Here is a 23,576-nt window from a genome sequence, read left to right as displayed (position 1 = left end):
ACGGATGAACATCTTCAACTTCGCCAAACGCCTGTCCTTGCTCGTGCTGTTCAGCGCCCCCGTGGCCAGCTGGGCAGCTGAAGTCGTTCCCGCCGCCCCGCAACTCGCGGCCAAGGCCTGGGTGCTGATGGACGGCGCCAGCGGCAACATCCTGGTCGAGAACGCCGGCGACGAGCGCCTGCCGCCGGCCAGCCTGACCAAGCTGATGACCGCCTACATCGCCACCAAGGAAATCGAAGGCGGCCGCATTGCCGAATCCGACCTGGTCACCGTCAGCGAACATGCCTGGCGCACCGGCGGTTCGCGCATGTTCATCAAGGTCGGTTCCCAGGTCTCGGTGAGCGACCTGCTGCACGGCATCATCATTCAGTCCGGCAACGACGCCTCGGTCGCCCTGGCCGAGCACATCGCCGGCAGCGAAGATGCCTTCGCCGACATGATGAACACCACCGCGCAGAAGCTGGGCATGAGCAATTCCCACTTCATGGACGCCACCGGCCTGCCCAACCCGGACCACTACTCGTCCGCCAAGGACATGGCCATCCTGGCTCGCGCCATCATCTATGGCGAGCCGACCCACTACGCCATCTACGCGCAGAAAGAGTTCTTCTGGAACAACATCAAGCAGCCCAACCGCAACCTGCTGCTGTGGCGCGACAAGACCGTCGACGGCCTGAAGACCGGCCACACCGACGAAGCCGGCTACTGCCTGGTGGCCTCCGCCGTACGTGACGGCCAGCGCATGATCGCCGTGGTGTTCGGCACCAACAGCGAGCAGGCCCGTGCTGCCGAGACCCAGAAGCTGCTGACCTACGGCTTCCGCTTCTTCGAATCGCAGACCTTCTACAAGAAGGGCGCCGAGCTGACCAAGGCCATGGTCTGGAAAGGCTCCGACCACGAAGTGAAGGCCGGCCTGTCCGAAGACCTGACCATGACCGTACCGCGCGGCCAGCTCAAGCAGCTGCAGGCCAACATGGTCGTCGAACCGAACCTGATGGCGCCGATCCAGCAGGGCCAGGTGATCGGCAAGGTCGAGGTCAAGCTGGGTGACAAGGTCGTCCGCACCTCTGATCTGGTCGCCCTGAACGCTGTGGAAGAGGGTGGTTTCTTCCGCCGCATCTGGGACAGCATCCGCCTGTTCTTCTTCGGTCTGTTCAACTGACCGCCCGTCCCGGCCTTGCACTTTTGTATACAAGGCCGGGATTGACCCGCCCGCGCAGTCGCAAACTCGGGTAAAATGCCCGCCTGCAACTGCCTGGTCCCCCCGTGGTCCGGCAGTTGCCGTCCGATCCACCCGGAGCGCCCCACCCGGACGCTCATGCGGAGGCGGGCCATCCGCCCGCGACAGCCATGACTGATACCCCTGATACCGCTGACACCCCAGAACAGCCCGCACCGAAGATCGAGTTCCCCTGCGAACGCTATCCGATCAAGGTCATCGGCGACGCCGGGGAAGGCTTCCCGGATCTGGTCGTCGAAGTCATCCAGCGCCACGCGCCGGACCTCGACATCACCACCCTGGTCACCCGTGACAGCCGCAACGGCCGCTTCTTGTCCGTGCAGGTGCTGATCACTGCCACCGGCGTCGACCAACTGCAGAACATCCATAAAGACCTGCGCGCCACCGGCCGCGTCCACATGGTGCTCTGATGGGCGAAACGCTGGGCTTTCGTGAGCTGGGCATCCTTCCCTACGAGCCGACCTGGCACGCCATGCAGCGCTTCACCGCCGAGCGCGAACCCGTCACGCCCGATGAAGTCTGGCTGCTCGAGCACGAGCGCGTGTTCACCCAGGGCCAGGCCGGCAAGGCCGAGCACGTGCTGTTTCCCGGCGACATTCCGGTGGTCCAGGTCGATCGCGGCGGCCAGGTGACCTACCACGGCCCCGGCCAGTTGGTCGCCTACCTGATGCTTGACGTGCGCCGCTCCGGCATCGGCGTGCGCGACCTCGTCTCACGCATCGAACAGAGCCTTATCGGCCTGCTGGACAGCTACGGTGTTGCCGCTGTGTCCAAACCCGATGCTCCGGGCGTCTATGTGGACGGCGCGAAGATCGCATCCCTCGGCCTGCGCATCCGCAATGGCCGCTCCTTCCATGGCCTGGCTCTGAACGTGGACATGGACCTGGAACCCTTTCGACGCATCAATCCCTGCGGTTACGCAGGCATGGCCATGACCCAGCTCAGTCAGCTGGCTGGCCCCATCGCATTGGCCGATGTGCGCGAGCGCCTGCGTGGCGAACTCGTCGAACGCCTTGGCTACGCGGCACAGAAGACCCTAACGGGCGGGATCTAACCTAGATGAGCACTGTTGTGGAGAACTCCGGTCAGGCCGCCCCGGCCGCCAAACCCGGCAAGGTGGAAGTCGGCGTCAAGCTGCGCGGCGCGGAAAAGGTCGCGCGCATTCCGGTGAAGATCATCCCCACCGACGAACTGCCGAAGAAGCCCGACTGGATTCGTGTGCGCATCCCCGTTTCCCCCGAGGTCGACCGTATCAAGCAACTGCTGCGCAAGCACAAGCTGCACAGCGTCTGCGAGGAAGCCTCCTGCCCGAACCTGGGCGAGTGCTTCTCCGGCGGCACCGCGACCTTCATGATCATGGGCGACATCTGCACCCGTCGCTGCCCGTTCTGCGACGTTGGCCATGGCCGTCCGAAGCCGCTGGATGTCGACGAGCCGACCAACCTCGCCATCGCCATCGCCGACCTGCGTCTCAAATACGTGGTGATCACTTCGGTGGACCGCGACGACCTGCGTGACGGCGGCGCCCAGCACTTCGCCGACTGCCTGCGCGAGATCCGCAAGCTGTCTCCGGGCGTGCAGCTGGAAACTCTGGTGCCGGACTATCGTGGCCGCATGGACATCGCCCTGGAAATCACCGCCAACGAGCCGCCGGACGTGTTCAACCACAACCTGGAAACCGTCCCGCGTCTGTACAAATCGTCCCGTCCGGGCTCCGACTTCGAGTGGTCGCTGGACCTGCTGCAGAAGTTCAAGCAGATGGTTCCGCACGTACCGACCAAGTCCGGCCTGATGCTCGGCCTGGGCGAGACCGACGAGGAAGTCATCGAAGTCATGCACCGCATGCGCGAGCACGACATCGACATGCTCACTCTCGGCCAGTACCTGCAGCCCTCGCGCAACCACCTGCCGGTGCAGCGCTTCGTCCACCCGGACACCTTTGCCTGGTTCGCCGAGGAAGGCGAGAAGATGGGCTTCAAGAACGTCGCTTCCGGCCCGCTGGTACGTTCCTCGTACCACGCCGACCAGCAGGCGCACGGCACCAAGATTGGTTGAGCGGCCAGTTCCGTAATGAAAAAGGCGCCCTTGGGCGCCTTTTTCGTTCAGCTCTTCTGCCGGAGTTGTCCCAGTAGCGCCGGGGTCGGATAGCCGTCCGCCGGCGAGCCGATCGACTGCTGGAAGGCCCGGATCGCCTTGCGGGTGTTGGCGCCAATGATGCCGTCGGCAGTTCCCGGCTGGTAGCCGCGCTGCATCAGCAGTTGCTGCAGTTCGATACGCTCTGAGCGGCTCAGCGGCGTGTCCTCCAGCGGCCAGCTCCCCGCCAGTTGTCCGCCGCCCTTGAAGCTGTCGGCCAGCAGGCCCACGGCGAGCGCGTAGGATGTCGAATTGTTGTACTTGAGGATGGCACGGAAGTTATCCGTCACCAGGAAGGCCGGGCCGCGATAGCCGGCGGGCAACAGCAGCGAGACGCTGGCTTGCGGGTCGCTCGGCAGGTTGCCAGCGGCAACTTTGACGCCCTGGCGCAGCCATTCGCTCATCGGTTTGCGGATGTCCATGTCGGCCTGGGCATAGTCGAAGCCCTGCGGTAGGCGCACTTCGAATCCCCAGCTCTGGCCTTGCCGCCAGCCGGAGCTCTTCAGGTAGTTGGCGGTGGAGGCCAGGGCGTCGGGGGACGAGCCCCAGATGTCGCGGCGGCCGTCGCCATCGAAGTCCACGGCGTAGTGGTTGTACGTGGTCGGAATGAACTGCGTTTGCCCCATGGCGCCGGCCCAGGAGCCGATCATGTTGCTGGCGGGCACGTCACCGTGCTGGATGATCTGCAGCGCGGCGATCAACTGGTCGCGGCCGAAGTCCGGGCGACGGCCCTCGTAGGCCAGGGTGGCGAGGGAGCGGATGACGTTCTTGCTGCCCATCTGCTGGCCGAAGTTGCTCTCCATGCCCCAGATCGCCACGACAGCTTCGCGGTCTACGCCGTAGGTTGCGTCGATGCGCTGCAGTACCTCGGCGTTCTGTTGCAGACGGTCCTGTCCGTTGCGTACTCGTGCGGGCGACACCGTGCTTTCCAGGTATTGCCAGACGGGGCGGCTGAATTCGGGTTGGCTGCGGTCGGCAGTGACAACCGATTCATCCGGCTCGATGCCTTCGAATGCACTGTCGAAGGTCGATGCGCTGATACCTGCGGCGAGCGCCTGTGCGCGGAAGCCGTCGCGCCATTGGGCGAAGCTCTGCGTGGGTTGCGCGTGCTCGGTGGCGGCGCCTTTGGGCGGTGGCTCGGTGCAGGAGGTCAGCAGGCCGAAGCTGGCCAGGGACAGGGCGGCGACGAGCAGGCAGCGTTGGCCGACAACGGGTGAAACAGGCTTGCGCATTGCTCTCCTCGGGTACTGGCAGGCGAGGGGCCACCTTAACATGGCCTTTGTGACGCGTCTGCGCTGGGCAGAGACGACGGGTACGCAAGGTTCGACGGCGGCCGCGGTGGAAAATTCCCGCCACCGGACGGCCGACTCCGCTGGTGAACCGTCAAGGCATTCGTGCCGGCGCGATCCTGGTTATTGCTTGGGGCTGGCGCCGGTTTCCTTGTCGACCTTCGGGGCGCTCTGATCGAGCTCCTTGAGCATGTCGTCGTAGGCGGCACAGTCGTCCGGGCGCTGTTCGCTGGAACGGGACTTCTTCATTTCCGCGAGTTTTTCGTTGAGCTTCTGCGCGCGCTGGGGATCGCTGCGGGTGACTTCCGTGACCTTGGCGGCGACTTGCTTGCCCTTGGCTTCGGCTTCCTGGTCGGAGCAGAACGCATGGGCGGAGAGGCTGAAGGGAAGAGCGAGGATGGCGGCTATCAGGGGCGCTTTCATGGTTGGACCTCCAGGTGCGTGGCTGTCCGGTTGAAAGCGAAAGGGCAGGGGTGGTTCAGGTTTTCTGCTGTTTCAGGCCGCCAGAAGCGAAGAAGCCTCCCAGTTACGGGAGGCTTCGCGGCGGTAGCTGCCTTTGCCTTTGGCCGGCTGTTCCTGGCGGCTGCGGAACAGGGGCTGTGCGATCAGGGACTTGGCCTTGTTCGGCCGTTTGGATTTCTTCGCCATGGGGCTTTCCTCGTTGAGGCCGGCGCCGTTGCCGGCGCGCAAATGTTCCGCCTATCTGGCACGCCTGTCCAATGCCTTTGGTCAGCCGGCGGTTGGGCCAAGGCCGCGGAAGATGATTCGGGACTACGCTGGCTGCGGCGCACCTTCCTGGCGCAACGGACAGCTACGAGGACCAGAGCGATGAAGTTTCTCTGCATGATCTATTTCGACGAACACAAGGCGGCAGGGCTGCCGGAGGCCGAACTGCGCGGCATCGTCGACGAGTGCATGACCTACAGCGAGCAACTGCGCCGCAGCGGCAACTACATCGCCGCCAATGCGCTCCTGCCCACCGCCACGGGGCGCACGCTGCGCGGGCAGGGCGAGAGGGTGGCAGTGACGGATGGACCATTCGCCGAGACGCGGGAGCAACTGGGCGGTTTCTACCTGATCGAGGCCCAGAGCATGGAGGAGGCGGAGCGTATCGCCGCGAAGATTCCTCCGGGGCGATTGGGTTGTGTGGAGGTGCGTCAGGTCCGCGAGTGGGAGTGAAGTCGTTGGGGTCGGGTCCTGCGGGTTGCGAGGTGACTGTGGCGCTTTGTCGCAAAATTTGTAACAGACCTTTTCAGTCGGACGGCTGTGGTGCGTACTGGAGCTCGGTTAGCTTAATAGCTGGCTAACTATCGCTCTGGCGTGCAGGGACTGCGGCGCCGCCGGCTGGAGATACGTCATGCAGCAATGGTCCCCGACCCAGCGTAATGTGGTGATCGCTTCGGTACTCGCCTGGATGCTGGACGCCTTCGACTTCTTCCTTCTGGTCTTCGTCCTCACCGATATTGCCCAGACCTTCCACGTCGATCTGCCCCAGGTATCGCTCGCGATCCTGTTGACCCTGGCCGTGCGGCCCATCGGCGCGCTCCTGTTCGGTCGTGCGGCCGAGCGTTACGGGCGTCGGCCGGTGCTGATGATCAACATCCTGATCTACTCGCTGCTGGAGCTGGCCTCGGCGTTCTCGCCGAACCTGACGACCTTCCTGATCCTGCGGGTGGTCTACGGTGTGGCCATGGGCGGAATCTGGGGCGTGGCCTCGTCGCTGGCGATGGAAACCATTCCCGAGCGCTCGCGCGGGATGGTGTCCGGGCTGTTCCAGGCCGGTTATCCCGCGGGTTACCTGATCGCCTCGATCATCTACGGCCTATTCTTCGAGGTGCTGGGCTGGCGCGGGATGTTCATCGTCGGTTGCCTGCCGGTGGTGCTGGTGGTGTTCATCTGGTTCAAGGTCCCGGAATCGCCGATCTGGCAGGCGGCGCGCGAACGCAAGGAGTCGACACCGCTGTGGCCGGTGCTGCGGAGTCAGTGGAAATTGTGCCTGTATGCCGTGCTGCTGATGGCCTGCTTCAACTTCTTCAGTCATGGCACGCAGGACCTGTACCCGACCTTCCTGAAGGTGCAGCACGGGTTCGATACGCACACGGTCAGCCTGATCGCGGTGGCCTACAACATCGCGGCGATCCTGGGGGGCATCCTCTTCGGCAGCCTGTCCGAGCGTATCGGGCGGAAGAAGGCGATCATCTGCGGCTCGCTGCTGGCATTGCCGGTGCTGCCGCTATGGGCCTTCAGCCATGGCGCGGTGGCGCTGGGCGTGGGGGCCTTCCTCATGCAGTTCATGGTCCAGGGTGCCTGGGGTGTGATTCCGGCTTATCTCAACGAACTGGCGCCGGTGGGAACCCGTGCGGTGTTGCCGGGGTTCGTCTACCAGTTGGGCAACCTGATCGCTTCGGTGAACGCGCCGCTGCAGGCGGAAATTGCCAAGAGTTACAGCTACGGCACGGCGATGGCCATCGTAGCTGGGACGGTGGCGATCCTCATCTGCGTGCTGATCAGCACCGGCCGCGATACCCGTGGTGTGGCGCTGGACCGGGCGGATGGGCAGGCGCACCGGGCGGTGCCGGCGCGGTCCTGAGACTCCTGGCGCTGGGCGGTTCGCGAGCAAGCTCGCTCCTACAGAGTGCCTCGGAGATCGCGTGACTTAGGGGCGGGCGCCGTCAGCGATGTCTTTGCAGCCACTCTCCCGCGTTCGGGGCATGAAACGGCGCAATCAGGCCGAAGGCAGGCTGATGCGCTGGCCGGCGACCAGCAGGGCGAGGCGGGCGAGGCTGTTCCAGACGTTGCCGGGAGCCTGGCCCTTGATCTGGGCATCGATCAATTGGGCGTCCTGCAGCATCTGGTTCCAGCGTTGCGCGGTGTGTCGTTGCAGGGCCTTGCTCATCAGCGGGCGGCGCTTGTCCCAGATCGGCGGGCGACACTGGCTGAAGGCCTTGTCCAGCGGCACGCCCTGGCTGAACTGCTGGGCGAGACTGGCCAGCACGCGAACTTCCCGCGCCAGCGCCCAGAGGATTACCGGCGGCTCCACACCTTCGCCGCGCAGGCCTTCGAGCATGCGCAGGCAATGGGCGGCTTCGCCGTTCAGGGCGGCATCGATCAGGCCGAAGACATCGAAGCGCGCACTGTCGGCCACGGCGGCCTGGACGGTATCGACGTCGATCTGCTGGCCTTCGGCGAGCAGCTTGAGCTTCTCGATCTCCTGGGCGGCAGCCAGCAGGTTGCCTTCCACCCGCGCGGCGATCAGGTCGACCGCCTCCTGGCTGGCGGCGAGGCCGGCCTGGGACAGGCGCTGGCGAATCCACTGCGGCAACTGGTGCGCGTCGATGGGCCAGACCTGGATGAACTGGGCAACATCGCCGTCGATCAGGGCCTTGGCCCACTTGGTCTTCTGCGTGCTGCCGTCGAGCTTGGGCAGGCTCACCAGCAGGACAGTGTCTTCCGGCGGGCGCTGCAGGTATTCCTGGAGGATGGCCGCGCCCTTGTCGCCGGGCTTGCCGGAGGGCAGGCGCAGTTCGATCAGACGCTTTTCAGCGAACAGCGAGAGGCTGGCGCCGGCTTCGATCAGTTGACCCCAGTCGAAGTTGGCTTCGGCGTTGAACACCTGGCGTTCGCCGAAATCACGCTGGCGACAGGCGGCGCGGATGGCATCGCAGGCTTCCTGGCAGAGCAGGGGCTCGTCGCCGCTGACCACGTAGACGGGCGCGAGGTTGCCTTGCAGGTGCTTGGCGAGTTGTCCGGGATTGAGCTTCATAATGAGAAAGGGGCCGGTTGGCCGGCCCCTTGTCGCTTACTGCGCTTTCGGGAATTCGATCGGCGACTGCTGCGGCTGAGACTTGGCAGCCTCGTCCGCGGCCTTCATCGCATCCGCTTCGGCCTTGGCCTTGGCTTCCGCCTTGGCCTGCAGGTCGTCGAGCTGCGCCGGGGTGATCAGCTGCAGGCGGGTGACCATCTGCTGGACCAGGTCGCGGCGCATTTCGGCGCGAATCTGCTGGGCTTCCTGGTCGGAGCCGATCAGGTTGTTCTCATCCTGCACGTAGACCTTGCGGACCTGGACCTGGTTGGCGAGCAGCAGCAGGTTGTCGGTGCCACGAATCTCGTAGCTCAGGGTGTTGGTCAGTTCGTTTTCCGCGCTACGGGCGGAACTGGTGTAACTGACGCTGCGCTGGGTCACGTCCTCGCGGGCCAGGATCAGGTGATAGGGCGCGCGGGAGACGACCTTCACGCCGCTGCCTTCAAGCACCTGCTTGAGCTGCGTGACGGTGTCGCCATAGGCGTTGCGCGCGCTCACGTCGATTTCCTTGAGCGCAAAGTTCGTATCGCCCAGGCCGCGCAGTTGGAAACCGCAGGCGCTCAGCACGCTGGCCAGGCCGATCAGCGCGAGGCTGGTCAGGATACGTTTCATCAAGCTTCCTCACTCCTGTTGATCCGATATGCCCGTGGCGAAGGTGCCACGGGCGAATGGGTCTTTTCCAGCGTTGCTTTTAGTTGGCGACGATATTGACCAGCTTGCCGGGCACCACGATGACCTTGCGAATGGTCAGGCCGTCGGTGAAGCGCAGCACGTTCTCGTTGGCGCGGGCGGCCGCCTCGACCTCCTCGCGGCTGGCGCTGGCGGGCATTTCAATGTGCCCACGCAGCTTGCCGTTGACCTGTACCACCAGTTGCAGGCTGTCCTGCACCAGGGCGGCTTCGTCGACCTGCGGCCAGCTGGCGTCGATCACGGCGCCGTCCTTGCCCAGTTCCTGCCAGATCACGTGGCAGATGTGCGGGGTGATCGGGGCCAGCAGCAGGGTGACGGTTTCCAGGCCTTCCTGCAGCAGGGCGCGGTCGGCGGCGGATTCGGCCGGGGCCTTTTCCAGCACGTTCATCAGGGTCATCACGGCGGCGATGGCAGTGTTGAACTTGTGGTGCTGGCCGACGTCCTGGCTGGCCTGGCGGATGGCCAGGTGGATGGCGCGGTGAATGGCCTTCTGCGCATCGTCCAGGGCGGATTTGTCCACCGCGCCGGCCGGGCCTGCGTTGACGTGGGCCTGGGCCAGGCGCCAGACGCGGCGCAGGAAGCGGTTGGCGCCCTCGATGCCGGAGTCGGACCATTCGCAGCTCATGTCCGGCGGCGAGGCGAACATCATGAACAGGCGGCAGGTGTCGGCGCCGTAGGCGTCGATCATGGCCTGCGGGTCCACGCCGTTGTTCTTGGACTTGGACATCTTCTCGGTGCCGCCGATTTCCACCGGCAGGCCGTCGGTCTTCAGGCGCGCGCCGATGACCTTGGCCTTGGCGTCGCGCTCGACTTCCACGTCCGCCGGGTTGAACCATTCCTTGCCACCGTTGGCAGCAACGCGGTAATAGGTCTCGGCGACGACCATGCCCTGGGTCAGCAGATTCTTGAACGGCTCGTCGGAGTCGATCAGGCCTTCGTCGCGCATCAGCTTGTGGAAGAAGCGCGCGTAGAGCAGGTGGAGAATGGCGTGCTCGATGCCGCCGATGTACTGGTCGACCGGCAGCCAGTAGTTGGCGGCCTTCTTGTCCAGCATGCCGTCTTCGAACTGCGGGCAGGCGTAGCGGGCGAAGTACCAGGACGACTCGACGAAGGTGTCCATGGTGTCGGTTTCGCGCTTGGCCGGCTGGCCGCATTTCGGGCAATTGCACTCGTAGAACGACGGCAGCTTGGCCAGCGGCGAGCCGGCGCCATCCGGCACGACGTCTTCAGGCAGAACCACCGGCAGTTGGTCGGCCGGCACCGGCACGTCGCCACAGGCGTCGCAGTGGATGATCGGGATCGGGCAGCCCCAGTAGCGCTGGCGGCTGATGCCCCAGTCGCGCAGGCGGAACTGGGTACGCTGCTGGCCGAGGCTCTTGGCGGCGAGGTCGGCGCCGATGGCGTCGAACGCGGCCTGGTAGCCGAGGCCGTCGTACTTGCCGGAGTTGACGGTGATGACGCTCTCGTCCTTCAGGCCGTACCACTCTTTCCAGGTGCCAGTTTCGAAGTCGTTGTCGCCTTCAACCTTGGCAATGACCTGGACGATCGGCAGGCTGTATTTGTTGGAGAACTCGAAGTCGCGCTCGTCGTGGCCCGGAACCGCCATCACGGCGCCTTCGCCGTAGGTCATCAGGACGTAGTTGGCGATCCAGACCGGCAGCTTGTCGCCGGTCAGCGGGTGCTCGACGAACAGGGAAGTGGCGACGCCTTTCTTCTCCTGGGTGGCGATGTCGGCTTCGGCGACGCCGCCGCGCTTGCACTCGTCGATGAACGCCTGCAGCGACGGATCGCGCTCGGCGGCGAGGGTGGCCAGCGGGTGCTCGGCGGCCACGGCGACGTAGGTGGCGCCCATCAGGGTGTCCGGACGGGTGGTGAAGACCTTCAGCTGGCCGGCTTCGCCGATGGAAGCCTGGTCATAGGGGAAGGCGATCTCCATGCCGCGGGACTTGCCGATCCAGTTGCGCTGCATGGTCTTGACCTGTTCAGGCCAGCCCGGCAGGTCGTCGAGGCTGGACAGCAGCTCTTCGGCGTACGCGGTGATCTTGAAGTAGTACATCGGGATTTCGCGCTTCTCGATCAGCGCGCCCGAACGCCAGCCGCGGCCGTCGATGACCTGCTCGTTGGCCAGCACGGTCTGGTCCGCCGGGTCCCAGTTAACGGTACCGTTCTTGCGGTAGATCACGCCCTTCTCGAACAGGCGGGTGAACAGCCACTGTTCCCAGCGGTAGTAGTCCGGCTTGCAGGTGGTGACTTCGCGGGACCAGTCGATCGCCAGGCCCAGGCTGTTGAGCTGGGACTTCATGTAGGCGATGTTGTCGTAGGTCCAGGCCGCCGGTGCGACGTTGTTCTTCATCGCGGCGTTTTCCGCCGGCATGCCGAACGCGTCCCAGCCCATCGGCTGCAGGACGTTCTTGCCCTGCATGCGGTGGTAGCGGCTGATCACGTCACCGATGGTGTAGTTGCGCACGTGCCCCATGTGTAGCTTGCCGCTCGGATACGGGAACATCGACAGGCAATAGAACTTCTCCTTGGCAGCGACTTCGTCGACGCGGAAGGAGTTGTGTTCGTTCCAGAAGTTCTGGGCCTGGGATTCGATCTCGAGGGGCTGATATTGCTCGTGCATGGCGCGATTTGAACCTGTACGGAAAAGAATTGTGCAGCCGGGAAGGTCGAGTGGCCCTCCGCTTCACCGGCCCCTGAGAAAGCAAGGGTCAGGTGGCTACAGAAAGCCTCGTAGCATACATGACCCCCACCCGAGCCGGTAGCCCGCGCCGTTTGTCGCACGCTCGGTGTGGCACGGGGGAGGCCGCTAAGCTTTGCCTGAAGGCGGGAGGTTTCCGCCTGTCTTGAGGTGACTGATGGCTGAGCTGCATCGCGCAAGTGCTTCGGGTTCCGGTCTGTATGAACGGTTGTTGCAACGGCTCGCACTGGCCCTGGATGAGGCTGACACCGCGGAGCGATTACGTGACGAATGCCCCATGGAGCTGGAGTTGCGCGGCTTGAGCAGTGCCGAGTTGGAGTTGATCAGGGCTTATCTCGATCAGGATGTGAACTGGCTCCGCGGCTGGCATGCCGCGGCCGAGGAGCTGGCCGTACTGGAGCGCACTCCGAGTCGCGCACCGCGCCCGGCGCGTCATCCCGCGCCACCCAGCCGTCCGCGGCTGGTGCCGCATCCGCAGAAGTTGCAGTGCGCACTATGTGGCTCGCCCGTCGCCTGGAGCCGCAACCAGGGTGTGTTGCCCTGCACGTCCTGCGGCTCGCAGTTGTTCCGCAACGCGAAAGCGCGCTGATACCCCCTCGATCCGTTAGGCTTGGCGCCTCGACAAGGAGTCGCCAATGCCGATCCGCTTCATCCTCAAACAAATTTTCATGCCGCCGGGACTGCTGCTTTTGCTGCTGTTCCTGGGCTTTGTCCTGCGCCGGCGCTACCCGCGCTTCTCGGTGTTCTGTTTCTTTTCCGGTTTCCTCGGATTACTGGTAATGAGCCTGCCGGTGACGGTGGAATGGGGCGCACGCCAGCTGGAGCAGCAGGACGCACTCAAGCCAGCGGAATGGGCAGGTTTGGCGCAGCGTGCGGACGTCATCGTGGTATTGGGTGCGGGCCGGGTACGCGGGGATCGCGCCTGGGACGAGGATCAGCCCGGCCTGATGGCCCGCGAGCGTATTCGCTACGCGGCTCGCCTGGCCAAGGTCAGCGGCCTGCCGGTGCTGACCTCCGGCGGCCTGCATTACGGCACGCCGCCTTCCGAGGCGCGGATCATGGCGCAGAGCCTGCTGGACGATTACGGCGTGCCGGTGCGCTGGGAGGAGGGACGCAGCCGCACGACCTGGGAAAATGCGCGGTTCAGCGCCGAGATGCTGCGCGAGGCGGGCATCAGGCGGGTAATCCTGGTCACCAGCGCCATTCACATGCCGCGTTCGATCTGGAGCTTCGAGAAGGCCGGGCTGGAAGTGCTGCCGGCGCCTTCGGGATACATCGGGACCGACGATGCAGTGCCCATGGGTGGCTGGCTGCCGGAGGGGCGAGCGATCTGGCAGAGCGGGCAATTGCTGAACGAGGCGATCGGGCTGGTGGGGTATCGCTTGTTCTATCGATAGTACCGGCATGATGCGGTTCGCGAGCAAGCTCGCTCCTACATGTGCAGATCCGTCCTTGTAGGAGCGAGCTTGCTCGCGAACCCGGCTCCCAGAATGAAAAAGGGCCTCGCAATGAGGCCCTTTTCGTTGGCGTCAGCCGAACAGTCGGCGTTCTTCCGGGTGCGTGCGACGGCGCACCAGCGCCCAGACCAGCAGCACGGCGCTGAGGATTGCCAGCGGCCAGACGCGCCACTTCAGGTAGGGCGTCAGGCCCTGCATCGGCACGACTTCGCCCTGCAGCACGCCTTGCTGGAATTGCGGGATCTGCACCGCCAGCTTGCCGAACGGGTCGATCAGCGCGGTCACACCGTTGTTTGTGCCGCGCACCATCCAGCGGCCGGCTTCCAGTGCGCGCATCTGCGCCATCTGCAGGTGCTGCAGCGGGCCGATGGAGGTGCCGAACCAGGCGTCGTTGCTGATGGTCAGCAGCAGCTGGCTCTGCGCTGCGAGGCTGGCGGCGAACTCCGGGTAGACCACTTCGTAGCAGATGTACGGCGCCACGGCATAACCCTTGGCCTTGAGCAGCGGCTGGTCGGCCGGGCCGCGGGCGAAGTCGGACATGGGCAGGTCGAAGAAGGTGATCAGGCCGCGCAGCAGGTCCTGCAGCGGAACGTACTCGCCGAAGGGCACCAGCTTCTGCTTGAGGTAGTTGCCGCTGCCTTCGCCGACTACGGTGATGCCGTTGTAGTAGCGGATGCCGTCCGCAGTCTTCTCGCGCACCGGCACGCCGGTGATGAGCGCGGCCTTCTTGGCGGTGGCGACACCGTTGATCATCTCCAGGTAGCCGGTGGCCTGGTCCTTGAGCACGGGCACGGCGGTTTCCGGCCAGACGATCAGGTCGACGCCGCTCTGCTCGGCGGTCAGGTCGCGGTAAAGCTCGAGCTGGTGGGTGATGGCCTTGGGGTCCCACTTCATTTCCTGAGCGATATTGCCTTGCAGCGCAGCGACCTTCAGCGGCGCGCCGGCCGGGGTGGTCCAGGCGTGGCCCTTGTAAGCCAGGCCGACGGCCCAGGGGGCGATCAGCAGGACCAGGCCGGCGACCAGGCGCGCCGGGCGCTGGGTCAGGGCCGGGATGTTGATGATCAGCGCGCCGGTCAGGGCGATGGCGAAGGACACCAGCCACACGCCGCCCAGCGGGGCGAGGCCGGCCAGCGGGCCTTCCAGCTGGCTGTAGCCGGCGTAGAGCCAGGGGAAGCCGGTGAGGAACCAGCTGCGGAACAGCTCCAGCACCATCCACAGCGCGGCGAAGGCCAGTGCGTCGCTGACCGGAGCGTTGTTGCGGCGGAAGAATCGCGCCCAGACCCAGGCGGGGAGGGCGAAGAAGAAGGCAACACCGGCACTGAAGCCCGCTACCAGGAAGCCGGCCAACGGCCCGGAGGCGCCACCGAAGTTGTGGATGCTGAAGTAGATCCAGCTCGTCCCGGCGATGAAGGCGCCGAAGCCGTACCACCAGCCGCGCCACAGTGCCGAGCCAGCGGTGGTGCCGCGCAGGCCGAGGTAGAACAGGGCCAGCGACAGCACCGCCAGCGGCCAGTAGCCAAACGGTGCCAGGAACAGCGGAGTGAGCGCGCCGGCGGCCAGGGCGAGCAGGTGGCCTGGCAGGCCGGGGCGGGTGATCCAGCGCATCGGAAATCCTTGTTGCGGTTAAGCGATGCGCAAGAGTAATGGAGAGATGAACGGTAGGCTATGGGGATGAAAGCCAAAAGCCATGAGCCGAGTGCGGCAGGGTGTTGCAGGAAAGGTCTGGGGTGATTGTAGGAGCGAGCTTGCTCGCGAACGACCCTCGCAGCGGAGTGGGTTCGCGAGGCCGAATCCGTTCCCTACGGATAACGGCATTCCCCACATCCCTGTGGGTCACAAGCTCGCTTCTACAGGTGTCTAGCTCTTAGTCCTGCAGCGGGGTCAGGCGCAGCAGGTGCAGCCGGCGGCTGTCCGCGTTGAGCACGCGGAAACGGAAGCCGCCCAGTTCGGTGGTTTCGTTGCGCTTGGGCAGGTGGCCGAAGGCGCTCATCACGACGCCGCCGACGGTGTCGAATTCTTCGTCAGAGAATTCTGCGCCGAAGAAATCGTTGAAGGCTTCTACCGGGGTCAGTGCCTTGACGATGAAATCGCCGCTGGGCAGTGGCTTGATGTAGCTGTCTTCCTCGACGTCGTGCTCGTCCTCGATATCGCCGACGATCTGCTCCAGCACGTCCTCGATGGTCACCAGCCCCGCCACGCCGCCGTACTCGTCGATGACGATGGCCATGTGGTTGTGGTTCGCACGGAATTCGCGCAGCAGCACGTTGAGTCGCTTGGACTCAGGCACGAAGGTGGCCGGCCGCAGCAGGTCCTTGATATTGAAGGCGTGGGCGTTGTCGTGAAGGATCAGCGGCAGCAGGTCCTTGGCCAGCAGCACGCCCATCACGTCGTCCAGGCTCTCGCCCACCACGGGGTAGCGCGAGTGCGCCGCCTCGATGATCGCCGGCAGGAACTCGCGCGGCGTCTGGGTGGCCTTGATGCTGATCATCTGCGAGCGCGGCACCATGATGTCGCGGACCTGGAGGTCCGCTACCTGGATTGCGCCTTCGACGATGGACAACGCTTCGCTGTCGAGCAGCTTGTTGTCGTGGGCTTCGCGCAGCAGCTCCAGCAGCTCCTGGCGGTTTCTCGGCTCATGGGCAAAAGCCTGGGTGATCTTGTCCAACCACGACTTGTGCCCATTGCTCGATCGGTCTTCGCTCATCATTCCTGCTCAGTGGCTTTTATTCTTCATCGGCCGCATATGGGTCCGGATGACCCAGTTCAGCCAGCAATTCCCGTTCCAGGCCTTCCATTTCCTCGGCTTCCTCATCGTCGATGTGATCGTAGCCGAGAAGATGGAGGCAGCCATGGATGACGAGGTGGGCCCAGTGGGCCTGCACGGATTTGCCCTGTTCGGCGGCCTCGCGGGTGACCACGGGGGCGCAGATCACCAGGTCGCCCAGCAGCGGGATGTCCAGCAGCTCATCGGGAACATCGGCGGGGAAGGACAGTACGTTGGTGGCGTAGTCCTTGTGTCGCCAGGTCTTGTTCAGTTCGCGCCCTTCGGCTTCGTCCACCAGGCGGATGGTGAGTTCAGAATCATTCTGGCGCTGGCGCAGGGCCAGTTCGCACCAGGTTCTGAACTCGGCTTCGCTTGGCAGGCCGGCTGATTCCGAGGCGACCTGCAGGTCCAGTTCAAGCATTCTTGTTGCCCTGGCCTTCTACGCCGGTCAGACGGTTCTCATAGGCGTCGTAGGCGTCGACGATGCGCTGCACCAGCGGGTGGCGTACGACGTCCTTGGACTTGAAGTGGGTGAAGCTGATACCGGGGACATCGCGCAGCACTTCCATCACGTGCTTGAGGCCCGAGCGGGTGCCTTTGGGCAGGTCGACCTGGGTGACGTCGCCGGTGATCACCGCGGTGGAGCCGAAGCCGATCCGGGTGAGGAACATCTTCATCTGTTCCATCGTGGTGTTCTGGCTTTCGTCGAGGATGATGAAGCTGTTGCTCAGCGTGCGGCCGCGCATGTAGGCGAGCGGCGCGACCTCGATGACCTGGCGTTCGATCAGCTTGGCCACGGTCTCGAAGCCGAGCATCTCGTACAGCGCGTCATACAGCGGGCGCAGGTAGGGGTCGATCTTCTGCGACAGGTCGCCGGGCAGGAAGCCGAGCTTCTCGCCGGCTTCCACCGCCGGGCGCACCAGCAGGATGCGGCGGATCTGCTCGCGCTCCAGGGCGTCCACGGCGCAGGCCACGGCGAGGTAGGTCTTGCCGGTGCCGGCCGGGCCGATGCCGAAGTTGATGTCGTGGTCGAGGATAGCCTTGACGTAGCGCTGCTGGTTCGCACCGCGCGGACGGATGTGTGCCTGGCGGGTCTTGAGCGTCACCAGCGGGACGACGGGCTCGACGGCGAGTTCTTCCAGGCCGGATTCCTGCAGGAACAGGTGAACCAGGTCGGGCGTCATCTCGGTGCCGTTCTGCACTTCGCGGTAGAGGCGCTGCAGGAGGTTTTCGGCCGCCTGGGTGCGCTCGGGCTCACCGACCAGTTCGAACTGGTTGCCGCGGTTGCGGATCTCGATGCCGAGGCGCTTCTCGATCTGGTGCAGGTGTTCGTCGAACTGGCCGCACAGGTTGGCGAAGCTGCGGGCCTCGAAGGGCTCGAGCATGAAACGATGGATGTCCAGGGGGGCGTTCAAGGGCTGTCTAGGTCGCCGTGCTGCAAAGGGAGATGGTCGAAGAATAACCCCCGGCGAGCGAGTACGAAAGTTCAGTCGCCAACGGGGGATTCAACGGTCGAGGTTCAGTGACGTGCTTCCACCAGGGTCGCGCGCAGGGAATTGGGCAGTGCCTCGTAGATTTCCACCTCGACGAACTGGCCGATCAGGCGCGGATTGTCGCAGCGGAAGTTGACCACGCGGTTGTTCTCGGTGCGGCCCTGGAGCTGGCCGGGGTCGCGCTTGGCGTAGTCGGTGACGAGGATGCGCTGGATGGTGCCGACCATCCGTCGGCTGATCTCGAAGCCCTGCTGGTTCAAGCGGCTGTTGAGGATCAGCAGGCGCTGCTTCTTCACTTCGTCCGGAGTGTCGTCCACCAGATCGGCAGCCGGGGTGCCCGGGCGCGAGCTGTAGATGAAGGAGAATGAGTAGTCGAAGCCGACGTCTTCCACCAGCTTCAGGGTCTGTTCGAAGTCTTTTTCGGTCTCGCCGGGGAAGCCGATGATGAAGTCCGAACTGATGCAGATATCCGGCACTGCGGCCCTCAGCTTGCGGATGCGCGACTTGAACTCCAGCGCGGTGTGGTTGCGCTTCATCGCCGCCAGGATGCGGTCGGAGCCGGCCTGCACCGGCAGGTGGACGAACTTCACCAGTTGCGGCACTTCGGCGTGGGCGGCGATCAGCGAGTCGGAGAACTCCAGCGGGTGCGAGGTGGTGTAGCGGATGCGCTCGATGCCATCGACCTCGGCGACCACGCGGATCAGCTCGGCGAAGTCGGCGAGGCGGCCATCGTGGGTCTGGCCGCGGTAGCCGTTGACGTTCTGCCCCAGCAGGGTGACTTCCTTCACGCCGTTCTCGGCCAGGTGGATCACCTCGGCGAGCACGTCGTCGAACGGCCGGCTGACCTCCTCGCCACGGGTGTAGGGCACTACGCAGAAGGTGCAGTACTTGCTGCAGCCTTCCATCACCGAGACGAAGGCCGTCGGACCGTTCACCTGCGGCTCGGGCAGGCGGTCGAACTTCTCGATTTCCGGGAAGGAAACGTCCACCTGCGGTTTGCGCGTGGTGCGGGCGGCATCGATCATTTCCGGCAGGCGGTGCAGGGTCTGCGGACCGAACACCACGTCGACGTAGGGCGCGCGCTCGCGGATCGCTGCGCCTTCCTGGCTGGCCACGCAGCCGCCGACACCGATCACCAGGTTGGGGTTCTGCTGCTTCAGCGTGCGCCAGGCGCCCAGCTCGGAGAACACCTTCTCCTGGGCCTTCTCGCGGATCGAGCAGGTATTGAGCAGGATGACGTCGGCTTCTTCGGCTTTCTCGGTGATTTCCAGGGCCTGGTGTTCACCCAGCAGGTCGGCCATGCGCGAGCTGTCGTACTCGTTCATCTGGCAGCCGTGGGTCTGGATGAAAAGCTTCTTGGCCATGGAGTCTTTCTTGGTCTGGTTAAAAAATGACCGCGCATTATAAGCCCGGGGCGAGGCGTCTGCCACCGGGCCGGCCGCGGGAAGGCCTGGAGGCCGCGCGGCTGTGCTATCCTGCGTGCCCTTTTTGCAAAGCTGTCATCCTTCGTTCATGAGCAAGCGCGAGAACCCGATCTACAAGGTGGTCTTCCTCAACCAGGGCCAGGTGTACGAGATGTACGCCAAACAGATCTACCAGAGCGATCTGTGGGGCTTCCTGGAGATCGAGGAGTTCGTCTTCGGCGAGCGCACCCAGATGGTGGTGGACCCCAGCGAGGAGAAGCTCAAGGCGCAGTTCGACGGCGTCATCCGCAGCTTCGTGCCGCTGCACTCGATCATCCGCATCGACGAAGTGGAGCGCCTGGGCACCGCGAAGATCAGCGACGCCAAGATCACCGGCAACGTGATGCCTTTCCCCATGCCGATGCCGAGCAAGGACAGCTGATCGCAGATGGTGCGGCCGCCAAGTACCTGGCCGCAGTCGGCAGCCTACGCGGCGGCTGCATTGGCGCTGAGTGTCTGGCTGATCTTCGGCTTGTTCCCGCCGCGAAGCGTCCCTGATCGATCCTCGTTGAAATCGGCGACGGGTTACGTCTCCTGGCTCGAAGCCTCTAAATACGGGTTGTCATTCGGCCTGCAAGGGCAAAGCTTGCGCTTCAGTTATTCGGCCAGTTCGGGAGAGGTCTCCCATGTGCGTGCGTATCTTCAGTCCGCGGCACCGATTACAGTGCGCTACGCGGCGGCGTCCGAGGACGATGGCAGTGTGCCTGTCTGGGGGGTGATGGCGCCCAACGTCAGCGTGCGCTCGTTTGACGAAATCGCCGAGCACCGCAAGCGCGACAATTACCTGGCATTTCCACTGGGGCTGTTCTTTGCGGTGGCTGCCCTGTACTTCATCGATCGGGCGTGGCGGCTGTATGAGGGTGGGCCGGCAGACTAAGGCAGCGGCGAGAACGGCGAGTTGCCGGCGGTCTGCAGTTCGATCAGGTAATTGCGGAAGATCTGCCCAAGTACCTTGGTGGCGATGTCCAGCTCGTCCTTGTTCATCTGCTCGGCGACCAGGTCGGCGCTGTCCATGGCGTCTTCGGCACCGTTGACCGCAGCCATCTTCAGCACGATATAGGCCTGCACGTTGTTGGCCTTCACGCCTTCACCGCGGAAGAACATGGTGCCCAGGCGCAGCTGTGCGTCGGCGTGGCCCTGCAGCGAAGCCTTCTCGTACCAGTGCAGGGCGGCCTGGAAGTCGCGCGGGGCGCGTTCGCCGGTATAGAAGAATTCCCCCAGCTCGAACTGTGCCTGTGCGTCGCCGGCATTGGCGGCCTGCTGGCAACTGGCCAGGGCCTGTTGCAGCTGTTCGGGCACGGTGTTGAGGGTGCAGCGTCCGGTGGCTGGAATCAGCAGCGAGTTGCCGCCCGCCTGAGTGAACAGGGGCAGTGCGAGCAACAGGCAACCCAGCAGGGTGCGACCGGAACGGTACATGGGGAGAAACGGCCTCCAGGATCGGGGCGGGCAAAACCCGGCCAGCGAAATGCGCCAGCCTTCACATTATGAAATAAGCGGGCGCTTCCTTACAAAGTCTTTACCTTCTTTTCTGTTTTTTTACTGGAAACGCCAGCGGCGGCCGGGTGGGCGTAGCGCCGGCGTAATGCTGCGAAAGCCTCGGGTTAGAGCGGAAGGCGCCCGTCTGGGCGCCTTCGCGGGAGGCCTTACTTGAGGGCGGCGAAAGCGCGCTCTGCAGCGTCCAGGGTCAGCTTCAGCTCGGTTTCGCCGTGGGCGATGGAGGTGAAACCGGCCTCGAAGGCACTCGGAGCCAGGTACACGCCGGCGTCCAGCATCAGGTGGAAGAAGCGCTTGAAGCGTTCCGCGTCGCTGGTCATCACGTCGTCGAAGGTGACGATGTCGTCGGCGCCGGTGAAGTACAGGCCGAACATCGCGGCGCCCGCCTGGGTGGTCACGAAGGGGATGCCAGCGGCGTCGGCGCGCTCCTGCAGGCCTTGCAGCATGCGGGTGGTGTAGGTGGTCAGCTCGTCGTGGAAGCCTGGGCGGCTGATCAGGCGCAGGGTAGTCAGGCCGGCGGCCATGGCCAGCGGGTTACCCGACAGGGTGCCGGCCTGGTAGACCGGGCCGAGCGGGGAAATCTGCTGCATGATCTCGCGCTTGCCGCCGAAGGCACCCACCGGCATGCCACCACCGATGATCTTGCCGAAGGTCGACAGGTCCGGGGTGATGCCGTAGTGCGCCTGGGCGCCGCCCAGGGCGACGCGGAAGCCGGTCATCACTTCGTCGAAGATCAGTACTACGCCGTGCTGGTCGCACAGGCTGCGCAGGCCTTCCAGGAAGCCTGGGGCCGGCGGTACGCAGTTCATGTTGCCGGCGACCGGCTCGACGATGATGCACGCCACGTCCTTGCCGACTTCGCCCAGGGTCTTCTCCACGGCGGCGATGTCGTTATAGGGCAGGGTCAGGGTGTGCTTGGCGAAGGCCGCTGGCACGCCCGGGGAGTTCGGTACGCCGAAGGTCAGGGCGCCGGAGCCGGCTTTCACCAGCAGGCTGTCGGAGTGGCCGTGGTAGCAGCCTTCGAATTTAATGATGCTGTCGCGGCCGGTGTAGCCGCGGGCCAGGCGGATGGCACTCATGGTGGCTTCGGTGCCGGAGCTGACCATGCGCACCATGTCCATGGACGGGACCAACGAGCAGACCAGGTCGGCCATTTCCACTTCCAGCGCGGTCGGTGCGCCGTAGGACAGGCCGTGGTCGAGTTGCTTGCGCACGGCGTCGAGCACGTCCGGGTGGCTGTGGCCGAGGATCATCGGGCCCCAGGAGCCGACGTAGTCGACGTAGCGCTTGTCATCCTCGTCCACCACGTAGGCGCCTTCCGCATGCTTGAAGAACAGCGGGGTGCCGCCGACGCTCTTGAACGCGCGCACCGGCGAGTTCACGCCACCGGGGATGTGTTTCTGGGCATTGGCGAAAAGCGTTTCGGAACGGGACATGGTGTACCTCGCGAAGCTGTGAAGGGCCGGGCGCGTGGGCGCTCAGCGGGTTTCGAAGAGTTGGCTGAAGGCGCGCGCGCGTTGTTCGACTTCGGCCGGGGAGTCGGCGGCGAACAGCGCGTGGATCACGGCGATCATGTCGGCGCCGCGGGCGATCAGCTCCGGCGCGTTTTCCAGGGTCACGCCGCCGATGGCCACCAGCGGCACGTTGAAGCGCGCCTTGGCCTGTTCCAGCAGTTCGAGGCTGGCGGCGGACGCGCCCGGTTTGGTCTGGGAAGTGAAGAAGCGACCGAAGGCGACGTAGCTGGCGCCTTCGGCAATGGCCTTCTCGGCCAGCTCGAGGCTGGCGTGGCAGGTGCCGCCGATGACGGCATTGCGGCCGAGCAGAGCGCGGGCCGCGGCCAGCGAGCCGTCGGTCTGGCCCAGGTGCACGCTGACACCCAGGCGCGCGGCCAGCTCGGCGTCGTCATTGATCAGCAGCGTGGCACCGTAGCGCGCGCAGAGATCGCGCAGCGCCTCGGCTTCACGCAGGCGGCGCGAGGCGTCGTCGGACTTGTCGCGGTACTGCAGCAGCTTGGCGCCGCCCTTCAGGGCGGCTTCGACGTAGGGCAGCAGGCGGCCGCCGTCGAGCAGCTGGCTGTCGGTGATGGCGTAGAGTCCGCGCAGTTTCATCGGTGCCTCGATCTTCGTACGGTTGATCCGTGAATCAGTTGCAATAGTCCAGCGGCAGGCGGCGCGGCACGTACTGGCCGTGGCCGGGTGCTTCCGCGTCGCGCAGGGTGCGCCAGGTGTAGTCCAGGGCGCTGCGCACCGCGCTGACCAGTTCTTCGCCCAGGGCCAGGCGGCCGGCGAGGGTGCTCGCCAGGGTACAGCCCGAGCCGTGGTAGCTGCCGGGCAGGCGTTGGCAGGTGAAGGTGTGGCGCTGGCCGTCGCGGGTGTACAGGCGATTGTGTACTTCGGACTCGTCGCCGTGGCCACCGGTGATCAGCAGGGTCTGGATATAAGGCAACAGCTTGTCGGCGCATTCGTCCGCGGTGCCTTCGGGCAGCTCGGCGAGGATGCGTGCTTCCGGCAGGTTCGGCGTGGCGACTGCGGCAATCGGCAGCAGGCGCTCGCGCATGGCGTAGCCGACGTCGTCCTTGCCCAGCGAGCCGCCGCCACCGGCGCGCAGCACCGGGTCGCAGACCAGCGGGATGCCGGGCAGCGATTGCATGATCTCGACGACGGTGTCGACCATCTGCACCGAGCCGAGCATGCCCAGCTTGACCGCCGCCACCGGCAGGTCGGCGATTACCGCGTTGGCCTGGGCCAGCACCCACTCGCGGTCGAGCACGCGGAAGTCGGAAACGTTGACGGTATCCTGAACGGTCAGCGCGGTGACGGTGGGCGCCGCGTGGCAGCCTTGGGCGATCAGGGCTTCGATATCGGCCTGCAGACCGGCGCCGCCACTGGGGTCGTGGCCGGACAGGCAGAGCACTACGGGACGGGAGGCAGGTGTTTTCATGGCGCGGGAGCTTATCACCAAAATGCGCTGCTGAGCTGACCGAACGGTCCATTGCGCATCGCCCGGCCACGCCCTGCCCGGATGGTCGAATGCCACGGGGCACAAGGCCT

General features: G+C 65.0%; 25 protein-coding genes. 10 read left to right on the top strand and 15 right to left on the bottom strand.

The window, feature by feature from the left end; all coding sequences use genetic code 11:
* Window positions 1–4: 4 nt before the first annotated feature.
* The 4 genes from G4G71_RS28890 to lipA all read left to right on the top strand — a co-directional run bounded on the left by G4G71_RS28890 (window position 5) and on the right by lipA (window position 3,295).
* Window positions 5–1,162, top strand: coding sequence for a D-alanyl-D-alanine carboxypeptidase family protein (locus G4G71_RS28890; protein ID WP_169942206.1), 1,158 nt, complete (start codon window positions 5–7; stop codon window positions 1,160–1,162).
* Window positions 1,163–1,350: 188 nt separating this feature from the next.
* The gene (locus tag G4G71_RS28885; protein WP_024763988.1) at window positions 1,351–1,650 is read left to right on the top strand and encodes a DUF493 domain-containing protein; all 300 of its coding nucleotides are present in this window, start codon (window positions 1,351–1,353) and stop codon (window positions 1,648–1,650) included.
* Window positions 1,650–2,294: a lipoyl(octanoyl) transferase LipB gene (gene lipB / locus G4G71_RS28880; protein ID WP_169942204.1), complete on the top strand. Its 645-nt coding sequence runs from the start codon at window positions 1,650–1,652 to the stop codon at window positions 2,292–2,294. The genes G4G71_RS28885 and lipB overlap by 1 nt, the downstream gene beginning before the upstream one ends.
* A 5-nt stretch (window positions 2,295–2,299) precedes the next feature.
* Window positions 2,300–3,295 carry a lipoyl synthase gene (gene lipA / locus G4G71_RS28875; RefSeq protein ID WP_024763986.1) on the top strand — a complete coding sequence of 332 codons (996 nt, stop codon included), beginning with the start codon at window positions 2,300–2,302 and terminating at the stop codon, window positions 3,293–3,295.
* A gap of 47 nt (window positions 3,296–3,342) precedes the next feature.
* Here lipA and G4G71_RS28870 read toward each other — a convergent pair whose 3' ends face one another.
* The 3 genes from G4G71_RS28870 to arfA all read right to left on the bottom strand — a co-directional run bounded on the left by G4G71_RS28870 (window position 3,343) and on the right by arfA (window position 5,310).
* Window positions 3,343–4,605, bottom strand: a complete 1,263-nt coding sequence (locus tag G4G71_RS28870) for a lytic murein transglycosylase (protein ID WP_169942202.1) — start codon at window positions 4,603–4,605, stop codon at window positions 3,343–3,345.
* Window positions 4,606–4,785: 180 nt separating this feature from the next.
* Window positions 4,786–5,085 carry a hypothetical protein gene (locus G4G71_RS28865; protein ID WP_169942200.1) on the bottom strand — a complete coding sequence of 100 codons (300 nt, stop codon included), beginning with the start codon at window positions 5,083–5,085 and terminating at the stop codon, window positions 4,786–4,788.
* Window positions 5,086–5,157: 72 nt separating this feature from the next.
* A complete protein-coding gene (gene arfA / locus G4G71_RS28860) occupies window positions 5,158–5,310 on the bottom strand; it encodes an alternative ribosome rescue factor ArfA (RefSeq protein WP_037006939.1) in 153 nt (50 codons plus the stop codon).
* Window positions 5,311–5,490: 180 nt separating this feature from the next.
* Here arfA and G4G71_RS28855 point away from each other — a divergent pair, with 180 nt between their 5' ends.
* Both G4G71_RS28855 and G4G71_RS28850 read left to right on the top strand, forming a co-directional pair.
* On the top strand, window positions 5,491–5,841 hold the full coding sequence (locus G4G71_RS28855) for a YciI family protein (RefSeq protein ID WP_169942198.1): 351 nt from the start codon (window positions 5,491–5,493) through the stop codon (window positions 5,839–5,841).
* A gap of 178 nt (window positions 5,842–6,019) precedes the next feature.
* Window positions 6,020–7,252: an MFS transporter gene (locus G4G71_RS28850; protein WP_169942196.1), complete on the top strand. Its 1,233-nt coding sequence runs from the start codon at window positions 6,020–6,022 to the stop codon at window positions 7,250–7,252.
* A 135-nt stretch (window positions 7,253–7,387) separates the two neighbouring features.
* Here the strand turns inward: G4G71_RS28850 and holA are convergent, their stop codons facing one another.
* From holA to leuS, 3 genes are all read right to left on the bottom strand, one after another.
* On the bottom strand, window positions 7,388–8,425 hold the full coding sequence (gene holA, locus G4G71_RS28845) for a DNA polymerase III subunit delta (RefSeq protein WP_169942194.1): 1,038 nt from the start codon (window positions 8,423–8,425) through the stop codon (window positions 7,388–7,390).
* Between the two features lie 36 nt (window positions 8,426–8,461).
* On the bottom strand, window positions 8,462–9,076 hold the full coding sequence (locus tag G4G71_RS28840; RefSeq protein WP_169942192.1) for an LPS-assembly lipoprotein LptE: 615 nt from the start codon (window positions 9,074–9,076) through the stop codon (window positions 8,462–8,464).
* A gap of 79 nt (window positions 9,077–9,155) precedes the next feature.
* Window positions 9,156–11,777: a leucine--tRNA ligase gene (gene leuS, locus G4G71_RS28835; RefSeq protein WP_169942190.1), complete on the bottom strand. Its 2,622-nt coding sequence runs from the start codon at window positions 11,775–11,777 to the stop codon at window positions 9,156–9,158.
* A gap of 235 nt (window positions 11,778–12,012) precedes the next feature.
* On the opposite strand from leuS, the gene G4G71_RS28830 reads away from it, so the two are divergent.
* Entirely contained in the window at window positions 12,013–12,444 is a 432-nt protein-coding gene (locus G4G71_RS28830) for a hypothetical protein (RefSeq protein WP_169942188.1), read from the top strand.
* Between the two features lie 46 nt (window positions 12,445–12,490).
* Window positions 12,491–13,252 carry a YdcF family protein gene (locus G4G71_RS28825; RefSeq protein ID WP_169942186.1) on the top strand — a complete coding sequence of 254 codons (762 nt, stop codon included), beginning with the start codon at window positions 12,491–12,493 and terminating at the stop codon, window positions 13,250–13,252.
* 132 nt (window positions 13,253–13,384) lie between these two features.
* Here the strand turns inward: G4G71_RS28825 and lnt are convergent, their stop codons facing one another.
* From lnt to miaB, 5 genes are all read right to left on the bottom strand, one after another.
* The gene (gene lnt, locus G4G71_RS28820) at window positions 13,385–14,917 is read right to left on the bottom strand and encodes an apolipoprotein N-acyltransferase (RefSeq protein WP_169942184.1); all 1,533 of its coding nucleotides are present in this window, start codon (window positions 14,915–14,917) and stop codon (window positions 13,385–13,387) included.
* 259 nt (window positions 14,918–15,176) lie between these two features.
* On the bottom strand, window positions 15,177–16,016 hold the full coding sequence (locus G4G71_RS28815) for an HlyC/CorC family transporter (protein ID WP_169942182.1): 840 nt from the start codon (window positions 16,014–16,016) through the stop codon (window positions 15,177–15,179).
* A gap of 19 nt (window positions 16,017–16,035) precedes the next feature.
* On the bottom strand, window positions 16,036–16,497 hold the full coding sequence (gene ybeY / locus G4G71_RS28810) for an rRNA maturation RNase YbeY (protein WP_169942180.1): 462 nt from the start codon (window positions 16,495–16,497) through the stop codon (window positions 16,036–16,038).
* A complete protein-coding gene (locus G4G71_RS28805; RefSeq protein WP_169942178.1) occupies window positions 16,490–17,491 on the bottom strand; it encodes a PhoH family protein in 1,002 nt (333 codons plus the stop codon). The genes ybeY and G4G71_RS28805 overlap by 8 nt, the downstream gene beginning before the upstream one ends.
* Window positions 17,492–17,595: 104 nt before the next feature.
* The gene (miaB, locus tag G4G71_RS28800; protein ID WP_169942176.1) at window positions 17,596–18,933 is read right to left on the bottom strand and encodes a tRNA (N6-isopentenyl adenosine(37)-C2)-methylthiotransferase MiaB; all 1,338 of its coding nucleotides are present in this window, start codon (window positions 18,931–18,933) and stop codon (window positions 17,596–17,598) included.
* 148 nt (window positions 18,934–19,081) lie between these two features.
* Between miaB and G4G71_RS28795 the strand changes: the two genes are divergently transcribed.
* Complete coding sequence (locus G4G71_RS28795) at window positions 19,082–19,414, top strand: DUF1820 family protein (protein ID WP_169942174.1); 333 nt, start codon at window positions 19,082–19,084, stop codon at window positions 19,412–19,414.
* Window positions 19,415–19,474: 60 nt separating this feature from the next.
* Window positions 19,475–19,909: a hypothetical protein gene (locus G4G71_RS28790; protein WP_169942172.1), complete on the top strand. Its 435-nt coding sequence runs from the start codon at window positions 19,475–19,477 to the stop codon at window positions 19,907–19,909.
* Here the strand turns inward: G4G71_RS28790 and G4G71_RS28785 are convergent.
* The 4 genes from G4G71_RS28785 to G4G71_RS28770 form a co-directional block, all read right to left on the bottom strand.
* Complete coding sequence (locus tag G4G71_RS28785; RefSeq protein WP_017521798.1) at window positions 19,906–20,448, bottom strand: tetratricopeptide repeat protein; 543 nt, start codon at window positions 20,446–20,448, stop codon at window positions 19,906–19,908. The two genes, G4G71_RS28790 and G4G71_RS28785, sit on opposite strands and share 4 nt — an antisense overlap.
* A 227-nt stretch (window positions 20,449–20,675) precedes the next feature.
* Window positions 20,676–21,962 carry a glutamate-1-semialdehyde 2,1-aminomutase gene (gene hemL / locus G4G71_RS28780; protein WP_169942170.1) on the bottom strand — a complete coding sequence of 429 codons (1,287 nt, stop codon included), beginning with the start codon at window positions 21,960–21,962 and terminating at the stop codon, window positions 20,676–20,678.
* A 42-nt stretch (window positions 21,963–22,004) separates the two neighbouring features.
* Complete coding sequence (thiE, locus tag G4G71_RS28775) at window positions 22,005–22,634, bottom strand: thiamine phosphate synthase (RefSeq protein WP_169942168.1); 630 nt, start codon at window positions 22,632–22,634, stop codon at window positions 22,005–22,007.
* 34 nt (window positions 22,635–22,668) lie between these two features.
* Window positions 22,669–23,466 (bottom strand): hydroxymethylpyrimidine/phosphomethylpyrimidine kinase, encoded by a 798-nt coding sequence (locus tag G4G71_RS28770; protein WP_045215075.1) that lies wholly within the window; start codon window positions 23,464–23,466, stop codon window positions 22,669–22,671.
* Window positions 23,467–23,576: the final 110 nt, after the last annotated feature.

The organism is Pseudomonas multiresinivorans, assembly GCF_012971725.1.
Classification (GTDB): Bacteria; Pseudomonadota; Gammaproteobacteria; order Pseudomonadales; family Pseudomonadaceae; genus Pseudomonas; species Pseudomonas multiresinivorans.
This window is presented reverse-complemented; position numbering and strand designations above follow the sequence as displayed.

Coding starts and splice junctions, on each gene's coding strand:
- G4G71_RS28890 (WP_169942206.1), top strand. CDS start 5: ATGAACATCTTCAACTTCGCCAAACGCCTGTCCTTGCTCGTGCTGTTC.
- G4G71_RS28885 (WP_024763988.1), top strand. CDS start 1,351: ATGACTGATACCCCTGATACCGCTGACACCCCAGAACAGCCCGCACCG.
- lipB (WP_169942204.1), top strand. CDS start 1,650: ATGGGCGAAACGCTGGGCTTTCGTGAGCTGGGCATCCTTCCCTACGAG.
- lipA (WP_024763986.1), top strand. CDS start 2,300: ATGAGCACTGTTGTGGAGAACTCCGGTCAGGCCGCCCCGGCCGCCAAA.
- G4G71_RS28870 (WP_169942202.1), bottom strand. CDS start 4,605: ATGCGCAAGCCTGTTTCACCCGTTGTCGGCCAACGCTGCCTGCTCGTC.
- G4G71_RS28865 (WP_169942200.1), bottom strand. CDS start 5,085: ATGAAAGCGCCCCTGATAGCCGCCATCCTCGCTCTTCCCTTCAGCCTC.
- arfA (WP_037006939.1), bottom strand. CDS start 5,310: ATGGCGAAGAAATCCAAACGGCCGAACAAGGCCAAGTCCCTGATCGCA.
- G4G71_RS28855 (WP_169942198.1), top strand. CDS start 5,491: ATGAAGTTTCTCTGCATGATCTATTTCGACGAACACAAGGCGGCAGGG.
- G4G71_RS28850 (WP_169942196.1), top strand. CDS start 6,020: ATGCAGCAATGGTCCCCGACCCAGCGTAATGTGGTGATCGCTTCGGTA.
- holA (WP_169942194.1), bottom strand. CDS start 8,425: ATGAAGCTCAATCCCGGACAACTCGCCAAGCACCTGCAAGGCAACCTC.
- G4G71_RS28840 (WP_169942192.1), bottom strand. CDS start 9,076: ATGAAACGTATCCTGACCAGCCTCGCGCTGATCGGCCTGGCCAGCGTG.
- leuS (WP_169942190.1), bottom strand. CDS start 11,777: ATGCACGAGCAATATCAGCCCCTCGAGATCGAATCCCAGGCCCAGAAC.
- G4G71_RS28830 (WP_169942188.1), top strand. CDS start 12,013: ATGGCTGAGCTGCATCGCGCAAGTGCTTCGGGTTCCGGTCTGTATGAA.
- G4G71_RS28825 (WP_169942186.1), top strand. CDS start 12,491: ATGCCGATCCGCTTCATCCTCAAACAAATTTTCATGCCGCCGGGACTG.
- lnt (WP_169942184.1), bottom strand. CDS start 14,917: ATGCGCTGGATCACCCGCCCCGGCCTGCCAGGCCACCTGCTCGCCCTG.
- G4G71_RS28815 (WP_169942182.1), bottom strand. CDS start 16,016: ATGAGCGAAGACCGATCGAGCAATGGGCACAAGTCGTGGTTGGACAAG.
- ybeY (WP_169942180.1), bottom strand. CDS start 16,497: ATGCTTGAACTGGACCTGCAGGTCGCCTCGGAATCAGCCGGCCTGCCA.
- miaB (WP_169942176.1), bottom strand. CDS start 18,933: ATGGCCAAGAAGCTTTTCATCCAGACCCACGGCTGCCAGATGAACGAG.
- G4G71_RS28795 (WP_169942174.1), top strand. CDS start 19,082: ATGAGCAAGCGCGAGAACCCGATCTACAAGGTGGTCTTCCTCAACCAG.
- G4G71_RS28785 (WP_017521798.1), bottom strand. CDS start 20,448: ATGTACCGTTCCGGTCGCACCCTGCTGGGTTGCCTGTTGCTCGCACTG.
- hemL (WP_169942170.1), bottom strand. CDS start 21,962: ATGTCCCGTTCCGAAACGCTTTTCGCCAATGCCCAGAAACACATCCCC.
- thiE (WP_169942168.1), bottom strand. CDS start 22,634: ATGAAACTGCGCGGACTCTACGCCATCACCGACAGCCAGCTGCTCGAC.
- G4G71_RS28770 (WP_045215075.1), bottom strand. CDS start 23,466: ATGAAAACACCTGCCTCCCGTCCCGTAGTGCTCTGCCTGTCCGGCCAC.